At 44.5% G+C, this 17,897-nt stretch carries 17 protein-coding genes; 14 read left to right on the top strand and 3 right to left on the bottom strand.

Annotation, left to right across the window (positions count from 1 at the left end):
* Positions 1–11: 11 nt before the first annotated feature.
* Positions 12–1,397 (bottom strand): efflux RND transporter periplasmic adaptor subunit, encoded by a 1,386-nt coding sequence (locus RNZ41_RS07665; protein ID WP_309576233.1) that lies wholly within the window; start codon positions 1,395–1,397, stop codon positions 12–14.
* 287 nt (positions 1,398–1,684) lie between these two features.
* Here RNZ41_RS07665 and RNZ41_RS07660 point away from each other — a divergent pair, with 287 nt between their 5' ends.
* On the top strand, positions 1,685–2,263 hold the full coding sequence (locus RNZ41_RS07660; protein WP_314026998.1) for a TetR/AcrR family transcriptional regulator: 579 nt from the start codon (positions 1,685–1,687) through the stop codon (positions 2,261–2,263).
* Here the strand turns inward: RNZ41_RS07660 and RNZ41_RS07655 are convergent.
* Entirely contained in the window at positions 2,260–3,369 is a 1,110-nt protein-coding gene (locus RNZ41_RS07655) for an alpha/beta fold hydrolase (protein ID WP_314026997.1), read from the bottom strand. The genes RNZ41_RS07660 and RNZ41_RS07655 overlap by 4 nt on opposite strands.
* Positions 3,370–3,521: 152 nt before the next feature.
* Complete coding sequence (locus RNZ41_RS07650; protein WP_314027838.1) at positions 3,522–4,442, bottom strand: polyprenyl synthetase family protein; 921 nt, start codon at positions 4,440–4,442, stop codon at positions 3,522–3,524.
* Between the two features lie 443 nt (positions 4,443–4,885).
* On the opposite strand from RNZ41_RS07650, the gene rplU reads away from it, so the two are divergent.
* The 13 genes from rplU (at position 4,886) to nuoK (ending at position 17,891) form a co-directional block, all read left to right on the top strand.
* A complete protein-coding gene (gene rplU / locus RNZ41_RS07645) occupies positions 4,886–5,197 on the top strand; it encodes a 50S ribosomal protein L21 (protein WP_062334263.1) in 312 nt (103 codons plus the stop codon).
* Positions 5,198–5,237: 40 nt separating this feature from the next.
* Positions 5,238–5,501, top strand: a complete 264-nt coding sequence (gene rpmA, locus RNZ41_RS07640; protein WP_036591251.1) for a 50S ribosomal protein L27 — start codon at positions 5,238–5,240, stop codon at positions 5,499–5,501.
* Between the two features lie 356 nt (positions 5,502–5,857).
* On the top strand, positions 5,858–6,559 hold the full coding sequence (gene lolA / locus RNZ41_RS07635) for an outer membrane lipoprotein periplasmic chaperone LolA (protein ID WP_314026996.1): 702 nt from the start codon (positions 5,858–5,860) through the stop codon (positions 6,557–6,559).
* A 528-nt stretch (positions 6,560–7,087) separates the two neighbouring features.
* Positions 7,088–7,621 carry an NADH-quinone oxidoreductase subunit A gene (gene ndhC / locus RNZ41_RS07630; RefSeq protein WP_409950574.1) on the top strand — a complete coding sequence of 178 codons (534 nt, stop codon included), beginning with the start codon at positions 7,088–7,090 and terminating at the stop codon, positions 7,619–7,621.
* A 93-nt stretch (positions 7,622–7,714) separates the two neighbouring features.
* Positions 7,715–8,377: a NuoB/complex I 20 kDa subunit family protein gene (locus tag RNZ41_RS07625; RefSeq protein WP_076774500.1), complete on the top strand. Its 663-nt coding sequence runs from the start codon at positions 7,715–7,717 to the stop codon at positions 8,375–8,377.
* 145 nt (positions 8,378–8,522) lie between these two features.
* Positions 8,523–10,307, top strand: a complete 1,785-nt coding sequence (gene nuoC, locus RNZ41_RS07620) for an NADH-quinone oxidoreductase subunit C/D (protein ID WP_007115469.1) — start codon at positions 8,523–8,525, stop codon at positions 10,305–10,307.
* Positions 10,308–10,320: 13 nt separating this feature from the next.
* Positions 10,321–10,830: an NADH-quinone oxidoreductase subunit NuoE gene (gene nuoE / locus RNZ41_RS07615; RefSeq protein WP_138019186.1), complete on the top strand. Its 510-nt coding sequence runs from the start codon at positions 10,321–10,323 to the stop codon at positions 10,828–10,830.
* Positions 10,827–12,299 carry an NADH-quinone oxidoreductase subunit NuoF gene (gene nuoF / locus RNZ41_RS07610; RefSeq protein ID WP_138019187.1) on the top strand — a complete coding sequence of 491 codons (1,473 nt, stop codon included), beginning with the start codon at positions 10,827–10,829 and terminating at the stop codon, positions 12,297–12,299. Before nuoE ends, nuoF begins: the two co-directional genes overlap by 4 nt.
* 9 nt (positions 12,300–12,308) lie before the next feature.
* Positions 12,309–15,305 (top strand): NADH-quinone oxidoreductase subunit NuoG, encoded by a 2,997-nt coding sequence (nuoG, locus tag RNZ41_RS07605; RefSeq protein ID WP_314026995.1) that lies wholly within the window; start codon positions 12,309–12,311, stop codon positions 15,303–15,305.
* Positions 15,305–16,360, top strand: a complete 1,056-nt coding sequence (gene nuoH, locus RNZ41_RS07600) for an NADH-quinone oxidoreductase subunit NuoH (protein ID WP_007115473.1) — start codon at positions 15,305–15,307, stop codon at positions 16,358–16,360. Before nuoG ends, nuoH begins: the two co-directional genes overlap by 1 nt.
* A 15-nt stretch (positions 16,361–16,375) precedes the next feature.
* Positions 16,376–16,927 carry an NADH-quinone oxidoreductase subunit NuoI gene (nuoI, locus tag RNZ41_RS07595; protein ID WP_100269660.1) on the top strand — a complete coding sequence of 184 codons (552 nt, stop codon included), beginning with the start codon at positions 16,376–16,378 and terminating at the stop codon, positions 16,925–16,927.
* Complete coding sequence (gene nuoJ, locus RNZ41_RS07590) at positions 16,924–17,568, top strand: NADH-quinone oxidoreductase subunit J (protein ID WP_309596306.1); 645 nt, start codon at positions 16,924–16,926, stop codon at positions 17,566–17,568. Before nuoI ends, nuoJ begins: the two co-directional genes overlap by 4 nt.
* Positions 17,568–17,891 carry an NADH-quinone oxidoreductase subunit NuoK gene (gene nuoK, locus RNZ41_RS07585; RefSeq protein ID WP_007115476.1) on the top strand — a complete coding sequence of 108 codons (324 nt, stop codon included), beginning with the start codon at positions 17,568–17,570 and terminating at the stop codon, positions 17,889–17,891. Before nuoJ ends, nuoK begins: the two co-directional genes overlap by 1 nt.
* Positions 17,892–17,897: the final 6 nt, after the last annotated feature.

Below are 17,897 nucleotides of genomic sequence, written 5' to 3'. Positions count from 1 at the left end.
ATCTCCCGTGCTTATGGTTGCGCAGTTTTGGCGGTAGTTGAGCTATTTGTTACGGTCGTTTTGGTCGTCGTCGTGGTAGAAGCATTGGTCGGTACCGCGGTTGAGGCTGGTTGCGATGCCACATAAGGCATGGCTTTGACTTGCTGATCTGGTTTGACTTTGGCGCCACCAACCATCACCACTTGCTCACCTTGTTTTAGACCGCTAGTGACAATCCATTGACCTTGGTGGGTACCTTGAACCGTAACTGGGCGTACTTGGATTTTATTATTGGCGTCAACCACATACACGGTTGATTCACCTTTGGCTGTACGATTAATGGCACTTTGTGGCAATAATACGGCATTATTGATAATACCTTGAATCAACTGGGCATTCACCATCATCCCGGGCAACAACACAAAGTTATCATTGCTAAATACCGCACGTAGATTGACCGTGCCTGTGGTACTATCCACTTTAGCTTCTTCGAAGCGAAGTTGCCCCACCATCGGGTAGGTTGAGCCATCAGCGAGCTTTAACTGAACCTGTGCGGTACGCGGTGTGCTAAGTTTACCAGCCGCAAATTGCTGACGAAGCGCCAATAACTCGGCAGATGATTGACTGATATCGACATAAATTGGATTAAGTTGCGAGACGGTTACCATCTGCGTCGTGCCCGCGGTGGCAAGCGCACCGACATTGACATTTGAGCGACTGGTGATACCACTAATAGGCGCTTTAACCACAGTACGGCTCATGGTGAGCTGATTGCTATTCACTGATTGCTGTGCGCCGCGAGCCGCTGCTTGGGCGGCATCAATATTGGCTTGTGCCACCCCGACTTGCGCCTGCGCATTTTTAACCGCTGCTTGAGCGGTACGCACGGCGGTTGCCCCTTGGTCATATTCTTGACTTGAGATAGCCTCAGTACCACGTAGCTGTTTTAGACGGTTTAAATTGGTTTGAGCCAGCGCAAGTTCGGCTTGGCGGGTTTCTAGCACCGCTAAGGCATTATTATAGTTGGCTTTTGCGGTATTGACACTAGCAAGGCTTTGGTCAAGGCTTGCGCGACTACCGGCAAGTACACTGGTGTAGCTATCGGTATTGATTTGATATAACGGCTGATTTTGTTTGACAAAAGTGCCTTCGCGAAACAACTGGCGGTCAATAATACCTGACACTTGCGGCGTAACGGTGGCTTCTTGATAGGCGACAACTTTACCTGATAACTCTTTGGTAAGTGGAATCGTTTGGAATGTTACAGGCTGTACATTGACTATTGTGGGTGGCATTTGCGCCTGTGCTCCTGCACCGCCGCCGCCACTTTGTTGCTGGGCTGCTGTGTCTGACTTATTACACCCGATTAATAAGCTACAACTCGCTAATGACACCATGAACAACACTGGGTATCTCATACCAACCTCATAAAAAGTAGGGAATTTTAAAAAAAATATTATAAAATAAATGCGACATTGTTGTTGCAATATTTACGATAAGACACAAAACTTTAGGATAACTAAATGATAGCTACATTACTACCAGTTATCGGCAGCCATTATTTTAAAAAAAAATCTTAGATTGCGAAACCAACAATATTAAACAAAGTAAGTGTTTAAGCAACAATTATTACCTATTTGTATGGATAAAAATTTTAAAATGTCAAAGCCATTGATAGATTTTTTTAATAAGGAAGCATTTGCGCATGACTTTAAATCGTAACAAGTCACCTGATTTACGTGTTGTCAAAACCCATAAAGCCATCCGTGAAGCCTTTATTATGTTGTTGTCCGAGCAGGAGTACAACGATATTGCTATCCAAGCAATTTTGGAGCGCGCCAAAGTCAATCGCGCTACTTTTTATAAATATTACAGTGGTAAGGGTGATTTGGCTGGGCAGATGATTGATGATTTCAAGCAGGAAGTCAGCCAGCTATTTCAAGACAGGCTCAATGCCGATAGTCAAATGCTGCAAATGATTATGGAAAACCATTTACAAAAGCTGTTTGAGCGCCGCCAACAGATGCTTGCCCTGTGGAAAATCCGCACCCAACACCACAATCTTTATCATGATATGTTTTTGATGGGTAAACAAAACTTTATTGAACTGGCTAAAAAACAAAAGGCGACAGATTATTTAACGGCTGAGGCGATTGATTACCAAGCCACCATGATGGCAACTATCTTTATGGCAAGTTTGAAATACTTTTATGAAAGGGAGTTGCCATCACCGAAGAACTTGCCAATGGATTGGCAACAAATGCTGGACATCATAAAAAGCTAGCCCAGTTGGCTATCATAACGAAAATGATTAATAAAATAACTTGCTAATACCTCGACCAGTGCCACGGGCATGTCGTGACCGAGCTCATCAATGAGTATCAATTGACTGTGCGCAATATGCTTGGCAAGCGAATAGGCATGACTAAATGGAATGAGTTTGTCTTGTTTGCCATGAATGATGAGAGTGGGCTGGTGGATTTGTTTGTCAAGATCGACCAGTGACCCCGTCGCCAAAATCGCCAGTAACTGCCGCTGCGTACCTTTTGGATAAAAACGCCGTTTAAACAGTTTTTTAGCTTTGCTGAACGCCGCTTGTTCATCAAAGTAATCGGGGCTGGCGATGGTCTTGATGGTCTGCACAAACTGCTGGGTCAATGCGTCAGCATCTTGGCTTTTGGGTAGTGGCTGGGTAAAGGCCTTGATGGCTTCAATGGCGGGTGGACGAGAAAAAGGTCGATTGTTACTGGTGGATAATAGTCCCAATTTTTCTACTTGGTGGGGATAACGCACCGCCATGATTTGCGCAATCATACCGCCCATCGATTGACCAATCACAAAGTATTTTTTGATGCCTAGCATTTTGAGCAGTTGATAGGCATCTTCTGCCATGTCGTACAAATCATACGGAGTTTGCAGGTTTTTAAGCGGTAAACCCAGTCCGAATCTGCCCAGTAATTTGGCTTTATAAATGGGCGAATCATGAGCGGGGGTTAGTTTTTTGTGCTTAAGTTTGCTGGATTTGCCTATGTCGCGATTGTCAAATCGCACGACCCGAAATCCAGCAGTGATTAGCGCATAGCAGAATTCATTGGGCCATACCAAGCTTTGCGCGCCTAGCCCCATAATCAGTACGATGGTAGGGTGAGCAGGATCGCCACCGACTTCCACGTAGAATTTATACTTTGGGGTGTGTACCTTGGCGGCTTGCATAAAATCCGCGTGTTTGGAAGGTCGAAATTTAATGTCGATGGTGGCAGGGTTAGCAGGGTCGATGGTGGCAAGTGATTGAATGGTGTCTAATGCCGATTGCGCTTGAATTTTTTTGGCTTTATCTTCGATAACTTGTTGTTTAATATCGGGTAATGAAGAGGGGGTGGTATTAGACATACAGCGTCCATAATTAAAAAGCTAACCATCAAAAAGCCATCAATCAAAAAACTATCAAAAATTAGCAAACTTGTATGACGATTTAATGACGTATGATTTACCGCGCCTCGAATTGGACATCAAACTAATCACCACCCAGCCTTTATTAATAATTAATAAAGCCGTTGGCTAGCAAGCGTAATCAAATCGAGTAGGCCTTGGCGGTATCGTGAATCAGGCAAGGTCAGTACGGCTTGTCTAGCAATCTCGCTTTCTTGCATCGCTTTGTCACGGCAATATGCCAGTGCACCACTGGTTTTGACAATCTCAATAATTTCGTGGGTATCGTTTACTTGACCTGTCTGAATGGCAATCCGCAATTTTTCATGCGTATCACCCGTGGTCATTTCCAATGCTTTAATCAAGGGTAGGGTTGGCTTGCCTTCAGCGATATCATCACCCACGTTTTTGCCGAGCACCTCACTATCACCGACAAAGTCTAAGATATCATCAATGATTTGGAAGGCATTACCAAAGTGCTGACCAAATGTGGCGAAGGCGTCATTATATTCAGGGCGATTTTCCAAAATAGCCACACCTTGACTTGCCATCATAAATAGCCGAGAGGTTTTGCCGTCGATGATTTTCATATAATCGGCTTCGGTAGCTTTGGGGTCATGCTGATGTTGTAGCTGCAATACTTCCCCTTCAGCGATATCACAGGTGCCATCTGAGAATAACTGCAATAACGGCAACGAGCCAAAACCCACCAAAAGATTAAATGAACGGGCAATCAGATAGTCACCGACCAGTACAGCCGTTGCATTATCCCACGTTGCATTCGCAGTCGGCTTACCGCGGCGCATACCTGAGGCATCAATCACATCGTCATGTACTAACGTTGCGGTATGCAGCATCTCAGTGATTGCGCCCAAGTGCATGGCAGCTTGTGAGGGCTGATCGTTACAAATACGTGAGCAAAGCAGCGAAATGAGCGGGCGCATACGCTTGCCGCCTGCATTGATGACATGCTGACTCACCGACATGACCAGTTTGACTTTAGAGCTTAGACTGCCATACACCTGCTTATCCATAATCTCGAAATCGTCAGCGATAATAGATTGAATCTGCTGATAGGTGACAGGCGTGCTGTTACTGTCTTTGGTAACACCTGCATTGATAGCAGTGGATGTAGGATTTGATTGTTGATTGTCTAGCATAGGTTGGCTCAAAGCTTGGAGTGAAAATTTGTGAAATTTGGCTTGTGGTGAAAGTCGGCAAAATCATACCATACTGCCGTTTTTTGTGTAAGTTATAGCTGTGTATTTTTATTGGCGACTTGTATTACTGAGCAGGTATTACGTTGAGAAACGCGCAATAATTTATCAGCCAAAATCGCACCCGCATCCGCGAAGTTTTACTTGATTTTAAACAATAAAAACGTTAAAATCGCGACCTTATATTTCCCTGTGTATCCGTCGTAGAAGTGTTATCGCCCTTGGTAGCCACGGTGTACGGGTTTATTGGAGCAACCAAGATGTATGCAGTAATCAAAAGTGGTGGTAAACAACATCGCGTCGTTCAAGATGAATTTTTAAAAGTTGAATTGCTAAAAGCTGAAAAAGGCGATACCATCAAAATTGAAGACGTTTTAATGGTCGTTGATGGCAGCGATATCAAAATTGGTCAACCTGTGGTTGCCGGTGCAGTGGTCGAAGCTGAAGTAGTAGAACATGGTCGTGGCGAAAAAGTACGTATTGTCAAACACAAACGTCGTAAACACTACCATAAAGAACAAGGTCACCGTCAATGGTATACTTTGTTAAAAATCAAAGCAATCACTGCTTAATTGACTATTTCAAACACATTAATCTCTAGGAGACATCGACATGGCACATAAAAAAGCCGCAGGTTCTACCCGTAACGGTCGTGATTCAAACCCAAAAATGCTTGGCGTAAAAATCTTTGGCGGTCAACAAGTTGTTGCTGGTAACATCATTGTACGTCAACGTGGTACAGAATTTCACGCAGGTGAAGGTGTAGGTATGGGTCGTGACCATACATTATTTGCTTTAACTGACGGCGTGGTAAAATTTGCCGTTAAAGGTAAATTCAATCGTCGCTACGTATTTGTTGAAGGCGCAGCTGAATAATCATTCAGCTTGTTGTTAAACAAATTAACCCAATAATTTTCACTTATTGGGTTTTTTATTGCTTATAGCTAAGCGTGTTAACGTGTTTTGGATAGTCTTCAATGGCTTGGCTGTGGTTAGTCATTATCTAGTCAAAACTTTCTTATCACTCAGCTATTGTTACATTTGTTACAACTTCAACAACAATCATTGCATGGGGCGTCTAGTAGGGTAAGAAAAATTTAGCGACAATATCGGTCAGCGAATTTAGCTTAAACTTGTTAATTTTTAATTGATTGATTAGCCAGTTGGGCTAATATTATTTTTGAATACTTTTTCTAAACTTTTAACAATTTTTATTGAATGAGGAACCTACCATGACAACATCTACCAATAAAATTATCAGTAAATTAGCCACAAAGTTAGTCACAGGTACATTATCAGCATTATTGCTTACCAGTATGCCGATGACAGTCGCCATGCAATCAGCCAATGCCGCTGTCGCCAATTCATCAACTGCGGCAAAAAACTTAAACAACCTACTTAAAAATGTCAAAAGCATGACCGCTAATTTTAGTCAAACCACCTCTGGCACGGGTGGTAAGGGCTTAAGTAAGGCATCAAGAAATTTCTCAGGTAACATGGCTGTGCAACGTCCAAACCAGTTTCGTTGGCAGATCGATGGTACGGCATCGCAACTGATTGTTGCCAATGGCAATACGCTTTGGGTGTACGATAAAGACTTAAATCAGGCGACCAAGCAAAGCGTGAGCAATCAAGTAGGGGATACCCCAGCACTGATTTTGTCAGGCGATCCCAGCAAAATCGCCAATAGTTTTAATGTAACCCAGCCGATTGCCTCAAAAAATTATTATGTGCTCTATCCAAAAAGTGGCAATGCCAACTTTAAAAGCTTAGGTATCGCTTTTAACAGCGGTAATCCTGTCATGATGGTATTAAATGATAATTTGGGACAAACCACCACTATTCGATTCTCCAATGTGAAACGCAATGCTTCAATTGCCAGTAATCAATTTAGCTTCACACCACCTAAAGGCGTTGATGTGATTAACCAATAAGTATTTAACTATTTCATTCAATGAATTGTTTAAATGATTTTTGGCTGACAAACCCTGCTTATGGCAGGGTTTTTTTGCTAAAGTGTTGCTATTTAATTAACGGTTAATTACCGGAAGATTGAAGCCTGCTACTAGCATTTTTTACATAAAATGAGTAAACTATCTGTGTTTTAGCCAGTTAACAGCAATATATAGTTACTTTTGTTAGAATACGCATTTTTATAAAGTGATGTAATGCTACTTTATATTAGGTTTTCATCGTGGTTTTAGCAATATATTTGACTAGCCTGTTTAGTAACTAGCCAATCACTCACCGATTACAATAATGGTCAATGGATGTGCAGCGGGGCAGCTTGTTAGCTGGTACGAGGTAATCTTAAGGAAAATAGTTCTTAAGACGTTATCTGCCATCGTCTTTGTGATATTACGCTTAAGCCAGAAGGGCTTGGTGGAAGTATCAAAAATATCGTCCCAACTTGAAGTGCTTAACCTACGTAACGGTTAGTCGTATTGCCCAGGAGTATCCTCATGATTCCAGTCATTGATTGGTCTGCAATTGTATTTATTTTGGCAGCCATAGGACTTTGTATTTTCATGCTTGTTGTACCAAGATTGTTAGGTGGTACTTCTAAAGGCTTTCAAAAGCAAGAAAATTTCGAGTCGGGTGTGGTCAGTGCTGGTTCCGCCAGAATCCGTTTATCTGCAAAATTCTATATCGTCGCCATTTTCTTTGTTATCTTTGACTTAGAAGCATTATACCTATATACCTATGCGGTATCGGTCAGAGAAGCAGGTTGGCTGGGATTTTGGACCGCTGTGCTATTTGTGGTAGAGTTGTTAATCGGTCTATATTATCTGCTCAAACTAGGGGCACTTAACTGGTCACCTGCAGACAAAAAGCCAAAACCAAAACGTTTGGCTGCTGCGCCTGCGGGCTTTAATCTGGCGGATATTACCCGCTTTAATGGTGTTGAAGAGTTAGAAGTTGATCCGACTGGTAAAATTCCTGCCCAGTTGTCTGGCGCAATGAACCAAAACCCAAATAATAACGCGATAAAATAATAAACCGACTTTGCAATCTATGTTGCAAGGTCTTTTGCATTTGTAGTGACATAGAGCGAAATCCTGCTTTAAAAATCAAGGTGATCGAGCATTATGAAATATACATTAACCAAAGCCAATCCAGATGCCGACAGATTTCCAGCCCAAACCCGTCAAATTATTGACGAAGAGGAAGTCAATAAAAACGTCGTCATGACGCGATTAGAAGATTTGACCCATAGCCTTGCAAACTGGGGTCGTAAGCATTCATTGTGGCCATTTAACTTTGGTACCTCGTGCTGCTATGTAGAATACGCAACGACATTGACAGGCGTGCACGACTTGTCGCGCTTTGGCGCTGAGGTTATTCGTGCGTCACCGCGCCAAGCTGATGTGATGATTGTGGCAGGTACTTGCTTTATGAAGATGGCGCCTGTTATTCAGCGTCTCTATGAGCAAATGCTTGAGCCTAAATGGGTCATCTCTATGGGTGCCTGTGCTAACTCAGGCGGCATGTACGATGTGTATTCAGTGGTGCAAGGCGTTGATAAAATCATTCCCGTCGATGTGTATATCCCTGGTTGCCCCCCACGTCCAGAAGCTTTGATTCAAGCTATCATGCTGCTGCAAGAATCGATTACTAAAGAACGTCGTCCACTCGGTATTCATGTCAATGACCAAGGTATCTACCAACCTGTCATGCAGCCAGAACGTGACCGTAAACAAGCCGAGCGCATCGCGGTCAAAAATCTACGCAGCCCAGATAACATTGAGTAATGCTAGAGATTGATTAATGCTAGAGTCAATCTCTGGATAGATTTAGGATGAATTTTCGCTAAGTAAAAGCTTAGCGAATTGCGTTCAAAACAAAAAAGGTATTCCACTACCTTCTTAATAATTGTGAATGAGGAAAGTGCCACTCATGGTAACGGTAACTGATAATCAAGCACAAACTGATGTCCCAGCAGTGATTGCAGAATTAAATCGCAAGTTTGAGGGGCAGTTTGTTGTACAAAAAACCTTTGACGCTTTTCCCACTATTTGGGTCAGCCGTGAACAGGTCATCGAAGTACTTCTGTACCTTCGCACCTTGCCACAGCCCTACGTGATGTTACTGGATATTTCAGCGATTGATGAGCGCTTACGCCAACATCGTAAAGACAGGGATGGCAATGCCTTACCTGACAGTGATTTCACTGTGTTCTATCATCTAATGTCATTAGAACGCAACACGGATATCCGTATCAAAGTGGCGCTCAAAGAAGCTGATTTGCACATCCCTACGGCAACCCGTATTTGGCCGAATGCCAACTGGTATGAGCGCGAAGCGTGGGATATGTTTGGTATTACCTTTGATGGTCACCCCCATCTAACCCGTATTCTGTTGCCAAAATACTGGGAAGGTCATCCACTGCGTAAAGAATACGCCTCTCGTGCGACTGAAGTACCGCCTTATTATCTCGATAAAGGCAAGCAGATGTTTGAGCAGGAGAATCTACGATTTGTTCCAGAAGAGTGGGGCATGAAACGTAGTGGCCGTGATGAAGACTTTATGTTCCTAAACTTGGGTCCTAACCATCCCTCTGCGCACGGTGCATTTCGCGTTGTGCTTCAGCTAGACGGTGAGGAAGTCATCGACTGTATCCCAGATATTGGTTATCACCATCGCGGCGCTGAAAAAATTGCTGAACGCCAAACTTGGCATTCATTTATTCCTTACACTGACCGTATCGATTATCTTGGTGGGGTGATGAATGAATTACCCTACATCATGTCAGTGGAAAAACTGGCAGGTATTACGGTACCAGACCGCGCGAATACCATTCGTATCATGATGAGTGAGTTCTTCCGTATCACCAATAATTTGCTGTACTGGGGCACCTTCATTCAGGATGCGGGCGGTATGACGCCAGTGTTTTATATGTTCGCCGACCGTCAAAAAGCGTATGATGTGATTGAAGCGGTAACCGGTTATCGTATGCACCCAGCGTGGTTTCGTATTGGCGGTACCGCGATGGACTTGCCAAACGGCTGGCACAAACTGGTTCGTGAATTCTTAGATTGGATGCCAAAACGTATCGATGAATACGTCAAAGCCACCATGAAAAACAAGGTGCTACAACTGCGTACCCAAAACGTTGCCCAATACGATGCTAAATCTGCACTGGCTTGGGGCGTATCAGGTCATGGTCTACGTGCCACCGGTATCCCTTACGATGTGCGTAAAGCGCGTCCTTATCTTGGCTATGAAAATTTTGATTTTGAAGTGCCCATTGAGTTTAATGGCGATGCGTATGACCGCTGTTTGGTCAAAATTGAAGAGATTCGTCAGTCACTGCGTATCATTGAGCAATGTCTCAACAACATGCCAATGGGGGCATACAAAGCCGATCATCCACTGGCTGTACCACCCCCCAAAGACCGCACCTTAAATGACATTGAGACCTTAATTAACCACTTTATTTCAGTATCGTGGGGTCCTGTCATGCCAGAAGGCGAGTCCTCCTTTATGGTGGAAGCAGTGAAAGGTATTACCAACTATTATATTACGTCTGATCGCTCAACCATGAGTTACCGTACCCGTATTCGTACACCGACCTTTGCGCATTTACAGCAAATGCCGTCAGTCATTAATGGTAGCTTGGTTTCTGACTTAATTATTTATCTAGCGTCGATTGACGTTGTTATGGCAGACGTTGACCGTTAGGAGAAAACCACCGATGAAGATTGTAACTGATAAAACCCCAAAGGTGGATGTCGCAAGCATTCTAACCGAAGCAGAAATTCACGACATTCATGAATTTATGCATCATTACCCACAAAGCCGCGCGGCATCCCTTGATGCGCTAAAAATTGTCCAACGCCGTAACGGCTGGGTGGATGATGCACAAGTCAACGCGATTGCTAATATCTTAAAAATCCCAGTCACCGATGTGGAAGGGGTTGCAACATTTTATAACCGTATCTACCGCTCACCGGTTGGTCGTCATGTGATTTTGGTCTGTGACTCAATTGGTTGTTATCTGGTAGGTGCAGAGAGTTTAGGTCAAGCTTTTGAGCGCACTTTAGGTATTAGTTTTGGTCAAACCACCCCAGACAATCGTTTTACCTTGTTACCTATTTGTTGTTTAGGCAACTGTGATAAAGGTCCAGCGGTTTTGATTGATGAAGATACCTACGGTCCTGTCCAAATTGAAGAGATTGCTGAATTGCTGGAGCAATACGCATGAATATAACCCGTCAAATTAATAATCGAAAAATTGGCAAATCACCCAGTCAATTGGGCGAGCAAAGCATTCCTATTTATGGTGATAAAGCAACAGCCACCAGTGAAACCAAGCCCCTGACTTGGCGTTTGGCGCATTATGACTCAGTGCTAGATTTGGCAACCTATGAAAGCCTAAAAGGGTTTGAAGGTCTAAAAAATGCCTTGGCTAAATCTGCCAAAGAAGTGGGCAACATGATTAAAGATGCCAACGTGCGTGGACGTGGTGGTGCAGGCTTTAATGCAGGTCTTAAATGGACCTTTATGACGCCACCCGATGGCGGACCCCGTTACTTGATTTGTAACGCAGATGAGATGGAGCCAGGCACGTTTAAAGACCGTCTATTGATGGAGCGCCTACCATTTCAGCTGATTGAAGGGATGATTATCTCAGGCTATGCCATTGGCGCAACCGCAGGGTATATTTTTATCCGTGGTGAGTACATTGAAGCCGCTAAACGTCTAAATAATGCATTGGATGAATGCCGTGCCAAAGGGTATTTAGGTGATAACATCTTAGGTTCAGGCTATAGCTTTGATATACATGTGCATACCGGTGCAGGTCGTTATATCTGTGGCGAAGAAACTGCGCTTATTAACTCGCTTGAAGGTCGCCGTGCCAATCCACGTACTAAGCCACCCTTCCCACAAGTATCAGGGGCATGGGGTCGTCCCACTGTGGTCAATAACGTCGAGTCTTTAAACAACATGCCGGGCATCATGCTGCATGGCGTAGAATGGTATAAAGGCCTTGCACAAGGCAAATCAGAAAACCCCGGCACCAAAATCATGGGTTGTTCAGGTCTAGTCAATGAGCCCGGTCTATGGGAACTGCCATTTGGTACTACCGCTCGCGAAATTATTTTTGATTATGCCAAAGGCATGAAAGACGGCCGTAAACTAAAAGCTTGGTTGCCAGGCGGTGCGTCAACTGACTTCTTAACCGCCAGTGATGAGCATTTAGACCTGCCAATGGACTTTGAACCCATCATGAAAGCGGGTAGCCGTTTAGGTACCTGCTTGATTATGGTCGTAGATGAAGCGCAAGATATGGTGTCACTATCGCTCAATTTGCAAAAATTCTTTGCCCGTGAATCCTGCGGTTGGTGTACGCCTTGCCGTGACGGGTTGCCATGGGGAGTCAAAACCTTGCATGCCATCGATACAGGCAATGGTCAACCTGTCGATATTGACGTATTGCGCCAATTGACCAAAGATTTGTGGTTAGGTAAAACCTTTTGCGCCCACGCACCGGGTGCGGTTGAGCCATTACAAAGTGCGTTAAAATACTTTTTACCAGAATTTGAAGCTAAAATTGGTAACAATGTGGTGCCTGAAGAACAATTGTCCCCAACGGGCGTGCCTTCATTCGCAAACAGCGAAAAAGTTGAAGTGTATCAACCGGTTAAGGCCACCAATGGGCAATCAGTGTAAGGAATTAGCATGGCAATTATTCATATAGACGGTCAAGACGTCGAAGTTGATGGTGCCGATAACTTGCTACAAGCTTGTTTATCGCTTGGCATCGATATCCCTTATTTTTGTTATCATCCAGCATTGGGCTCGGTGGGTTCTTGCCGCCAATGTGCCGTCAAGCAATATAATAACAAAGAAGATTATGAAGCCGGTCGTGGTCGTTTGGTCATGTCATGTATGGTCAATCCGACACCAGACATGTGGATCTCAGTGACGGATGCAGAAGTGAAAAACTTCCGTAAAAGCTTGGTTGAGTTCTTAATGACTAACCACCCCCATGACTGTCCAACCTGTGAAGAGGGCGGTCATTGTCACTTGCAAGATATGACCTACATGTCAGGTCACAATCATCGTAAATACCGCTTTACTAAACGTACCCACCAAAACCAAGACTTGGGTCCATTTATCAATCATGAAATGAACCGCTGTATCGCCTGTTATCGCTGCGTGCGTTATTACAAAGACTACGCGGGTGGTGAAGATTTGGGCGTTTACGCATCAGCAAGCCGTGTGTACTTTGGTCGTGATAAAGACGGTCAGTTTGAAAGTGAATTTTCAGGTAACCTTACCGAAGTTTGTCCAACTGGGGTATTCACCGACAAAACTCACTCGGATCGCTACAATCGTAAATGGGACATGCAATATGCCCCAAGCATTTGTCATGGCTGTTCGGCCGGTTGTAATATCTCAGCGGGTGAGCGCTATGGTGAATTGCGCCGTATCGAAAACCGTTTTAATGGGGAAGTCAATGCTTACTTCCTGTGTGACCGTGGTCGTTTCGGCTATGGCTATGTCAACCGCCAAGACCGCCCAATTCAAGCGGTTGAAATACTCAACGGTAAACAAACCAATTTGAGCATTGACCATACTATTGATGCCATCAAAAACCGTTTGCAAGGTAAAAAAGCCATCGGTATTGGTTCACCTGTTGCCAGCCTTGAATCAAACCATGCGCTAAAACGCTTAGTCGGTGCCGAAAATTTTAGCATTGGTATTACCAGTCAAGAAAAAACCGTGGTACAAAAATGTATCGATGTGTTGACCACAGAAAATATCCATAATCCAAGCATGCGTGAGATTGAGGATTATGATGCGGTATTGATTTTGGGTGAAGATATTACCCAAACCAGTCCACGTATTGCACTGGCAGTACGTCAAGCGGCAAAAAATCGTGCCAAACAAATGGCAGATGCGCTAAAAACGCCAGATTTCTTGGCAGAGCCTGTGGCTCGTATCGGTCAAAAAGACTACAGCCCAATCTTTATTGTGGATGTCAAAGATACGCGCCTTGATGATATCGCCAAAGTAAGCTGCGTTGCTACCCCAAGCGATATCGCTGAACTAGGCTTTAGCATTGCTGAGCACATGAAAACGTTGGCTACCTCACAATTACCAAAAGATTTGGTCATCGATGAAGACGATAATGCTGATATGCAAGCATTTGCTAAACATATCGCGCAGACGCTGCTTAAAGCAACCAAACCCCTTATTATCTCAGGCTCGTCACTGTACCACACCGCCATCATAGAAGCGGCGGCACAAATTGCCAATATCGCTGAGCAAAAACGCGGTGAAGTGGTCATCTATGAAAAAGGCGTGGTTGATGCCCACAACGTCCAAGTGGATGCAGAGATTGCCAAAATCGATGCAGAGCAAGCTAAGCTCAAACAAGAGATGGATGAAGCGGCATTTGCTGAACAAGCCAAGCAAGTTAAACGCCCAAGCCGTATGAACCCAACCAAAGGCTATCAAGAAAAAGCGGGCTTGTACTTGTCAGTACCTGCTGCCAATAGCATAGGCGTTAACTTACTCGGTGGTAAAGCGATTGATGAATTAGATGATGATGCCGATGTGGTGATTGTCATGGAAAATGACATCAGCCGCCGCCTAACCGCTGAGCAAATGAACCAATTGGTGGCCAACAAATCACTGATTGTACTCGACCATGAAGCTTATCAATGGCATAACCAGGCTGATGTGATCGTACCTGTAGCAACCTTTGCAGAAGCCGACGGTACACTAATCTCAGCAGAAGGTCGTGCACAGCGTTTCTTCCAAGTTTATGATCCTGTTTACTATCGCCCGCAAAGCATGGTCAAAGAAAGCTGGCGTTGGTTACATGCGGTAGAGTCTGAGCTCAATGGCCGTGCGATTGACTGGACGCAGCTTGATGATGTGATTACTGCAGTCGCAGACACCAATCCACAATTAGCCGCAATCAGACAAGCAGCGCCATCAGCCGATTACCGTATTACTGGTCTAAAAGTCGCGCGTGAGCCACGCCGTTATTCCGGTCGTACAGCGATGCGGGCGCCGATTTCTGTGCATGAGCCAGAGCAGCCAAAAGATATCGATACGGGCCTCACCTTCTCACAAGAAGGTTATGTGGGCACCCAAACGGATTCATCAATGATTCCATTTGCTTGGTCAGCAGGTTGGAACTCACCGCAAGCTTGGAATAAATACCAAGATAAAGTGGGTGGTCATTTAAAACATGGCGATCCAGGGGTGCGTATTTTTGATGCGTTAACCGCATTGCCAAAACGTGAGTATATTGCGCCTGCTGCAGCTAGCCAACAAGGTTCAACCCAGCTAGTGCCTGTGTATAATATTTTTGCGAGTGATGAACTCACTGCCCGTAGTGAAGTTGTTGCCTCACAATTGCTGCCAGCTGCTTTTAGTGTATCAACGGATGATGCGGATAAATGGCAGCTGCACTCAGGTGATATGTTAACGGTCACAGTGAAGGGTGTAGCCACCACATTACCTGTGCAGCTTGTCGATTACTTAGCCGAAAGCTGTGTGGGCTATCCTGTGGGTCAGGCGGGTGCATTAGAAGCCTTGCTAGCGCAGCCTTATACCGACATCAGTATCGTAAAATCAGCAACTACCAACACTGTCGTACCACCAGCAGCTAATAATGGTGGCGTGACAGCTCAAGTAACTCCAGGGGAGGGGGTATAATGGATTATTCTGTTAGACAGATGCCCGATTTACCTGCATGGCTGGCTGGGGTAATGTCCCCTGAAGCTTGGTCAATTGTATTTTTGGCAGTGCAATCAATTGTTATTTTCTTGGCGGTGGTGATTTTTGCCGCGTTGATGATTCCTTATGAACGTCGCATGTTGGCACTTTGGCAAGACCGTTATGGTCCAAACCGTGTGGGTTGGCAAGGTTCGCTACAAGTAGCCGCGGATATGCTCAAAATCTTCTTTAAAGAAGACTGGACCCCCAAATTTGCCGATAAATTTATCTTTGTCTTGGCGCCTGCGATTTCATTGTTTACCGCTTTAGCCGCTTATATCATTGTACCAGTTACGCCATCACTCGGTGGCGCAGACTGGAGCATCGGTATTTTGTTCTTCTTTGCGATGGCAGGGTTGGCGGTTTATGCCGTGATGTTTGGTGGCTGGGCATCAGCCAATAAATATGCCTTGCTTGGTGGTCTACGCTCTGCTGCCCAAACCATTAGTTATGAAGTCTTTCTCGGATTATCGCTAATGGGTGTGGTGGCGTTGGCAGGGTCATTTAACTTACGCGATATCGTATACTCACAAGCCGGTGGTTTTTGGCACTGGAATGTATTTGGTCAAATTTTAGGGTTTTTAACCTTTATGGTAGCAGGTGTGGCAGTCACCCACCGTTTCCCATTTGACCAGCCAGAAGCAGAGCAAGAATTGGCAGAAGGTTACCATGTTGAATACTCAGGTATGAAATTTGGTATGTTCTTTGTCGGTGAGTATGTGAATATCGTGTTGGTATCATCGCTGATTACTATTTTATTCTTTGGTGGTTGGTTGCCATTATTTGATGGACTGAGTTTTATCCCGCCGATTATTTGGTTCATGTTAAAAACGCTATTTTTCATGACCATGTTCGTATTGGCGCGTGGGGCGTTGATGCGTCCACGTTATGACCAAGTAATGAACTTTGGCTGGAAAATTTGTCTACCCATTACCTTGATTAATTTACTCGCGACGGCGGCCTATGTATTATGGCGCACACATGGTGTAGGGTAAGGTGGAGATTAACGTATGTATTTGACTATGGTAAAAAACACGATTACGGGTTTTGGCTCAATTCTGCGCACCCTAATCATGGTCGCAAGTCATGCGACCCGTAAACGTGATACGATTTTATACCCAGAACAACCTGTTCCTGTACCGCCGCGTTTTCGGGGGCGTATTGTACTGACACGTGACCCGGATGGGGATGAGCGCTGTGTGGCCTGTAACCTATGTGCTGTCGCTTGCCCGGTGGGTTGTATTTCACTGCAAAAAGCAGAACGTGAAGACGGACGCTGGTATCCAGAGTTTTTCCGTATTAATTTTTCGCGTTGTATCTTTTGTGGTATGTGTGAAGAAGCGTGCCCGACAACGGCCATTCAGATGACGCCAGATTTTGAGATGGGTGAATATAACCGTCAAAACTTGGTGTATGAAAAAGAGCATTTGTTAATTTCAGGCCCGGGTAAATTTCCTGACTACAATTATTACCGTGTGACTGGGATGGCGACCAAAGATAAACCTAAAGGGGCACACCAAAATGAGTCTGCGCCGATTGATTTACGGAGTTTATTGCCATGATAACCGGAGCAACGATAGGGTTTTATTTATTAGCGATTGTCGCTATTTTGGCTAGTTTGCGCGTGATTACTCGCACCAATCCTGTGCATGCGTTATTAAACATGATTGTCACGCTGCTGGCATTATCAGGTATTTTCTTTGCCTTAGGTGCGCCATTTGCCGGTGCGCTTGAAATCATCGTGTATGCCGGGGCGATTATGGTATTGTTCGTGTTTGTGGTGATGATGCTAAACTTAGGTACCCAAAGTACCTTAGAAGAAGAAAGCTGGTTGACATCCTCAGCTTGGGCAGTGCCGGCAGGACTTGCATTTATTGTGGGTTTGACCTTGTTTAGTTTGATTGGCATGAAACATGGTTTTGAAGGAATGATGCCTGCGTTTATCGGGGTGGAGCCAGTTACGCCAAAAATGATCGGTGCCAAATTATTTACCGAATATTTATTGTTGGTCGAAATTGCAGGGTTTTTATTACTAGCGGGTTTGGTGGCGGCTTATCATTTGGCAAAATCTTCCTTGGATGATGAAAACGAAAGTCATAATAGTGAGCTTGGTAATACCATACAACCTGCCTTAACGAATTTTATTGATCAAGAGCCCAGCCAACCGGCTGTGTTACGCGAAGTTCAGGAGGAGAAGGCATAATGGGACACTTTCCATTAGAGCATGTGCCATTAGAGCACGGTCTAATCTTGTCAGCGATTTTGTTTGCCATTGGTTTTTGTGGTGTGATGGTACGACGTAATTTTTTGTTTATGTTGATGAGTCTTGAGATTATGATGAATGCTGCTGCCTTAGCATTTGTAGTGGCAGGTAGTCGCTGGGTCAGTCCTGACGGACAAATTATGTTTATTTTGGTGCTAACTTTGGCAGCCGCTGAAGTCGCAATTGGGTTGGCTATTCTTTTACAGTTTTATCATAAGCGTGGTCATTTAGATGTCGATACGGCAAATGAGATGAAAGGGTGAAATCAA

This window comes from Moraxella sp. DOX410, from assembly GCF_032248735.1.
GTDB lineage: Bacteria > Pseudomonadota > Gammaproteobacteria > Pseudomonadales > Moraxellaceae > Faucicola > Faucicola tetraodonis.
The sequence above is the reverse complement of the archived record's forward strand: the minus strand, read 5'-3'. Positions and strand labels throughout refer to the sequence as shown.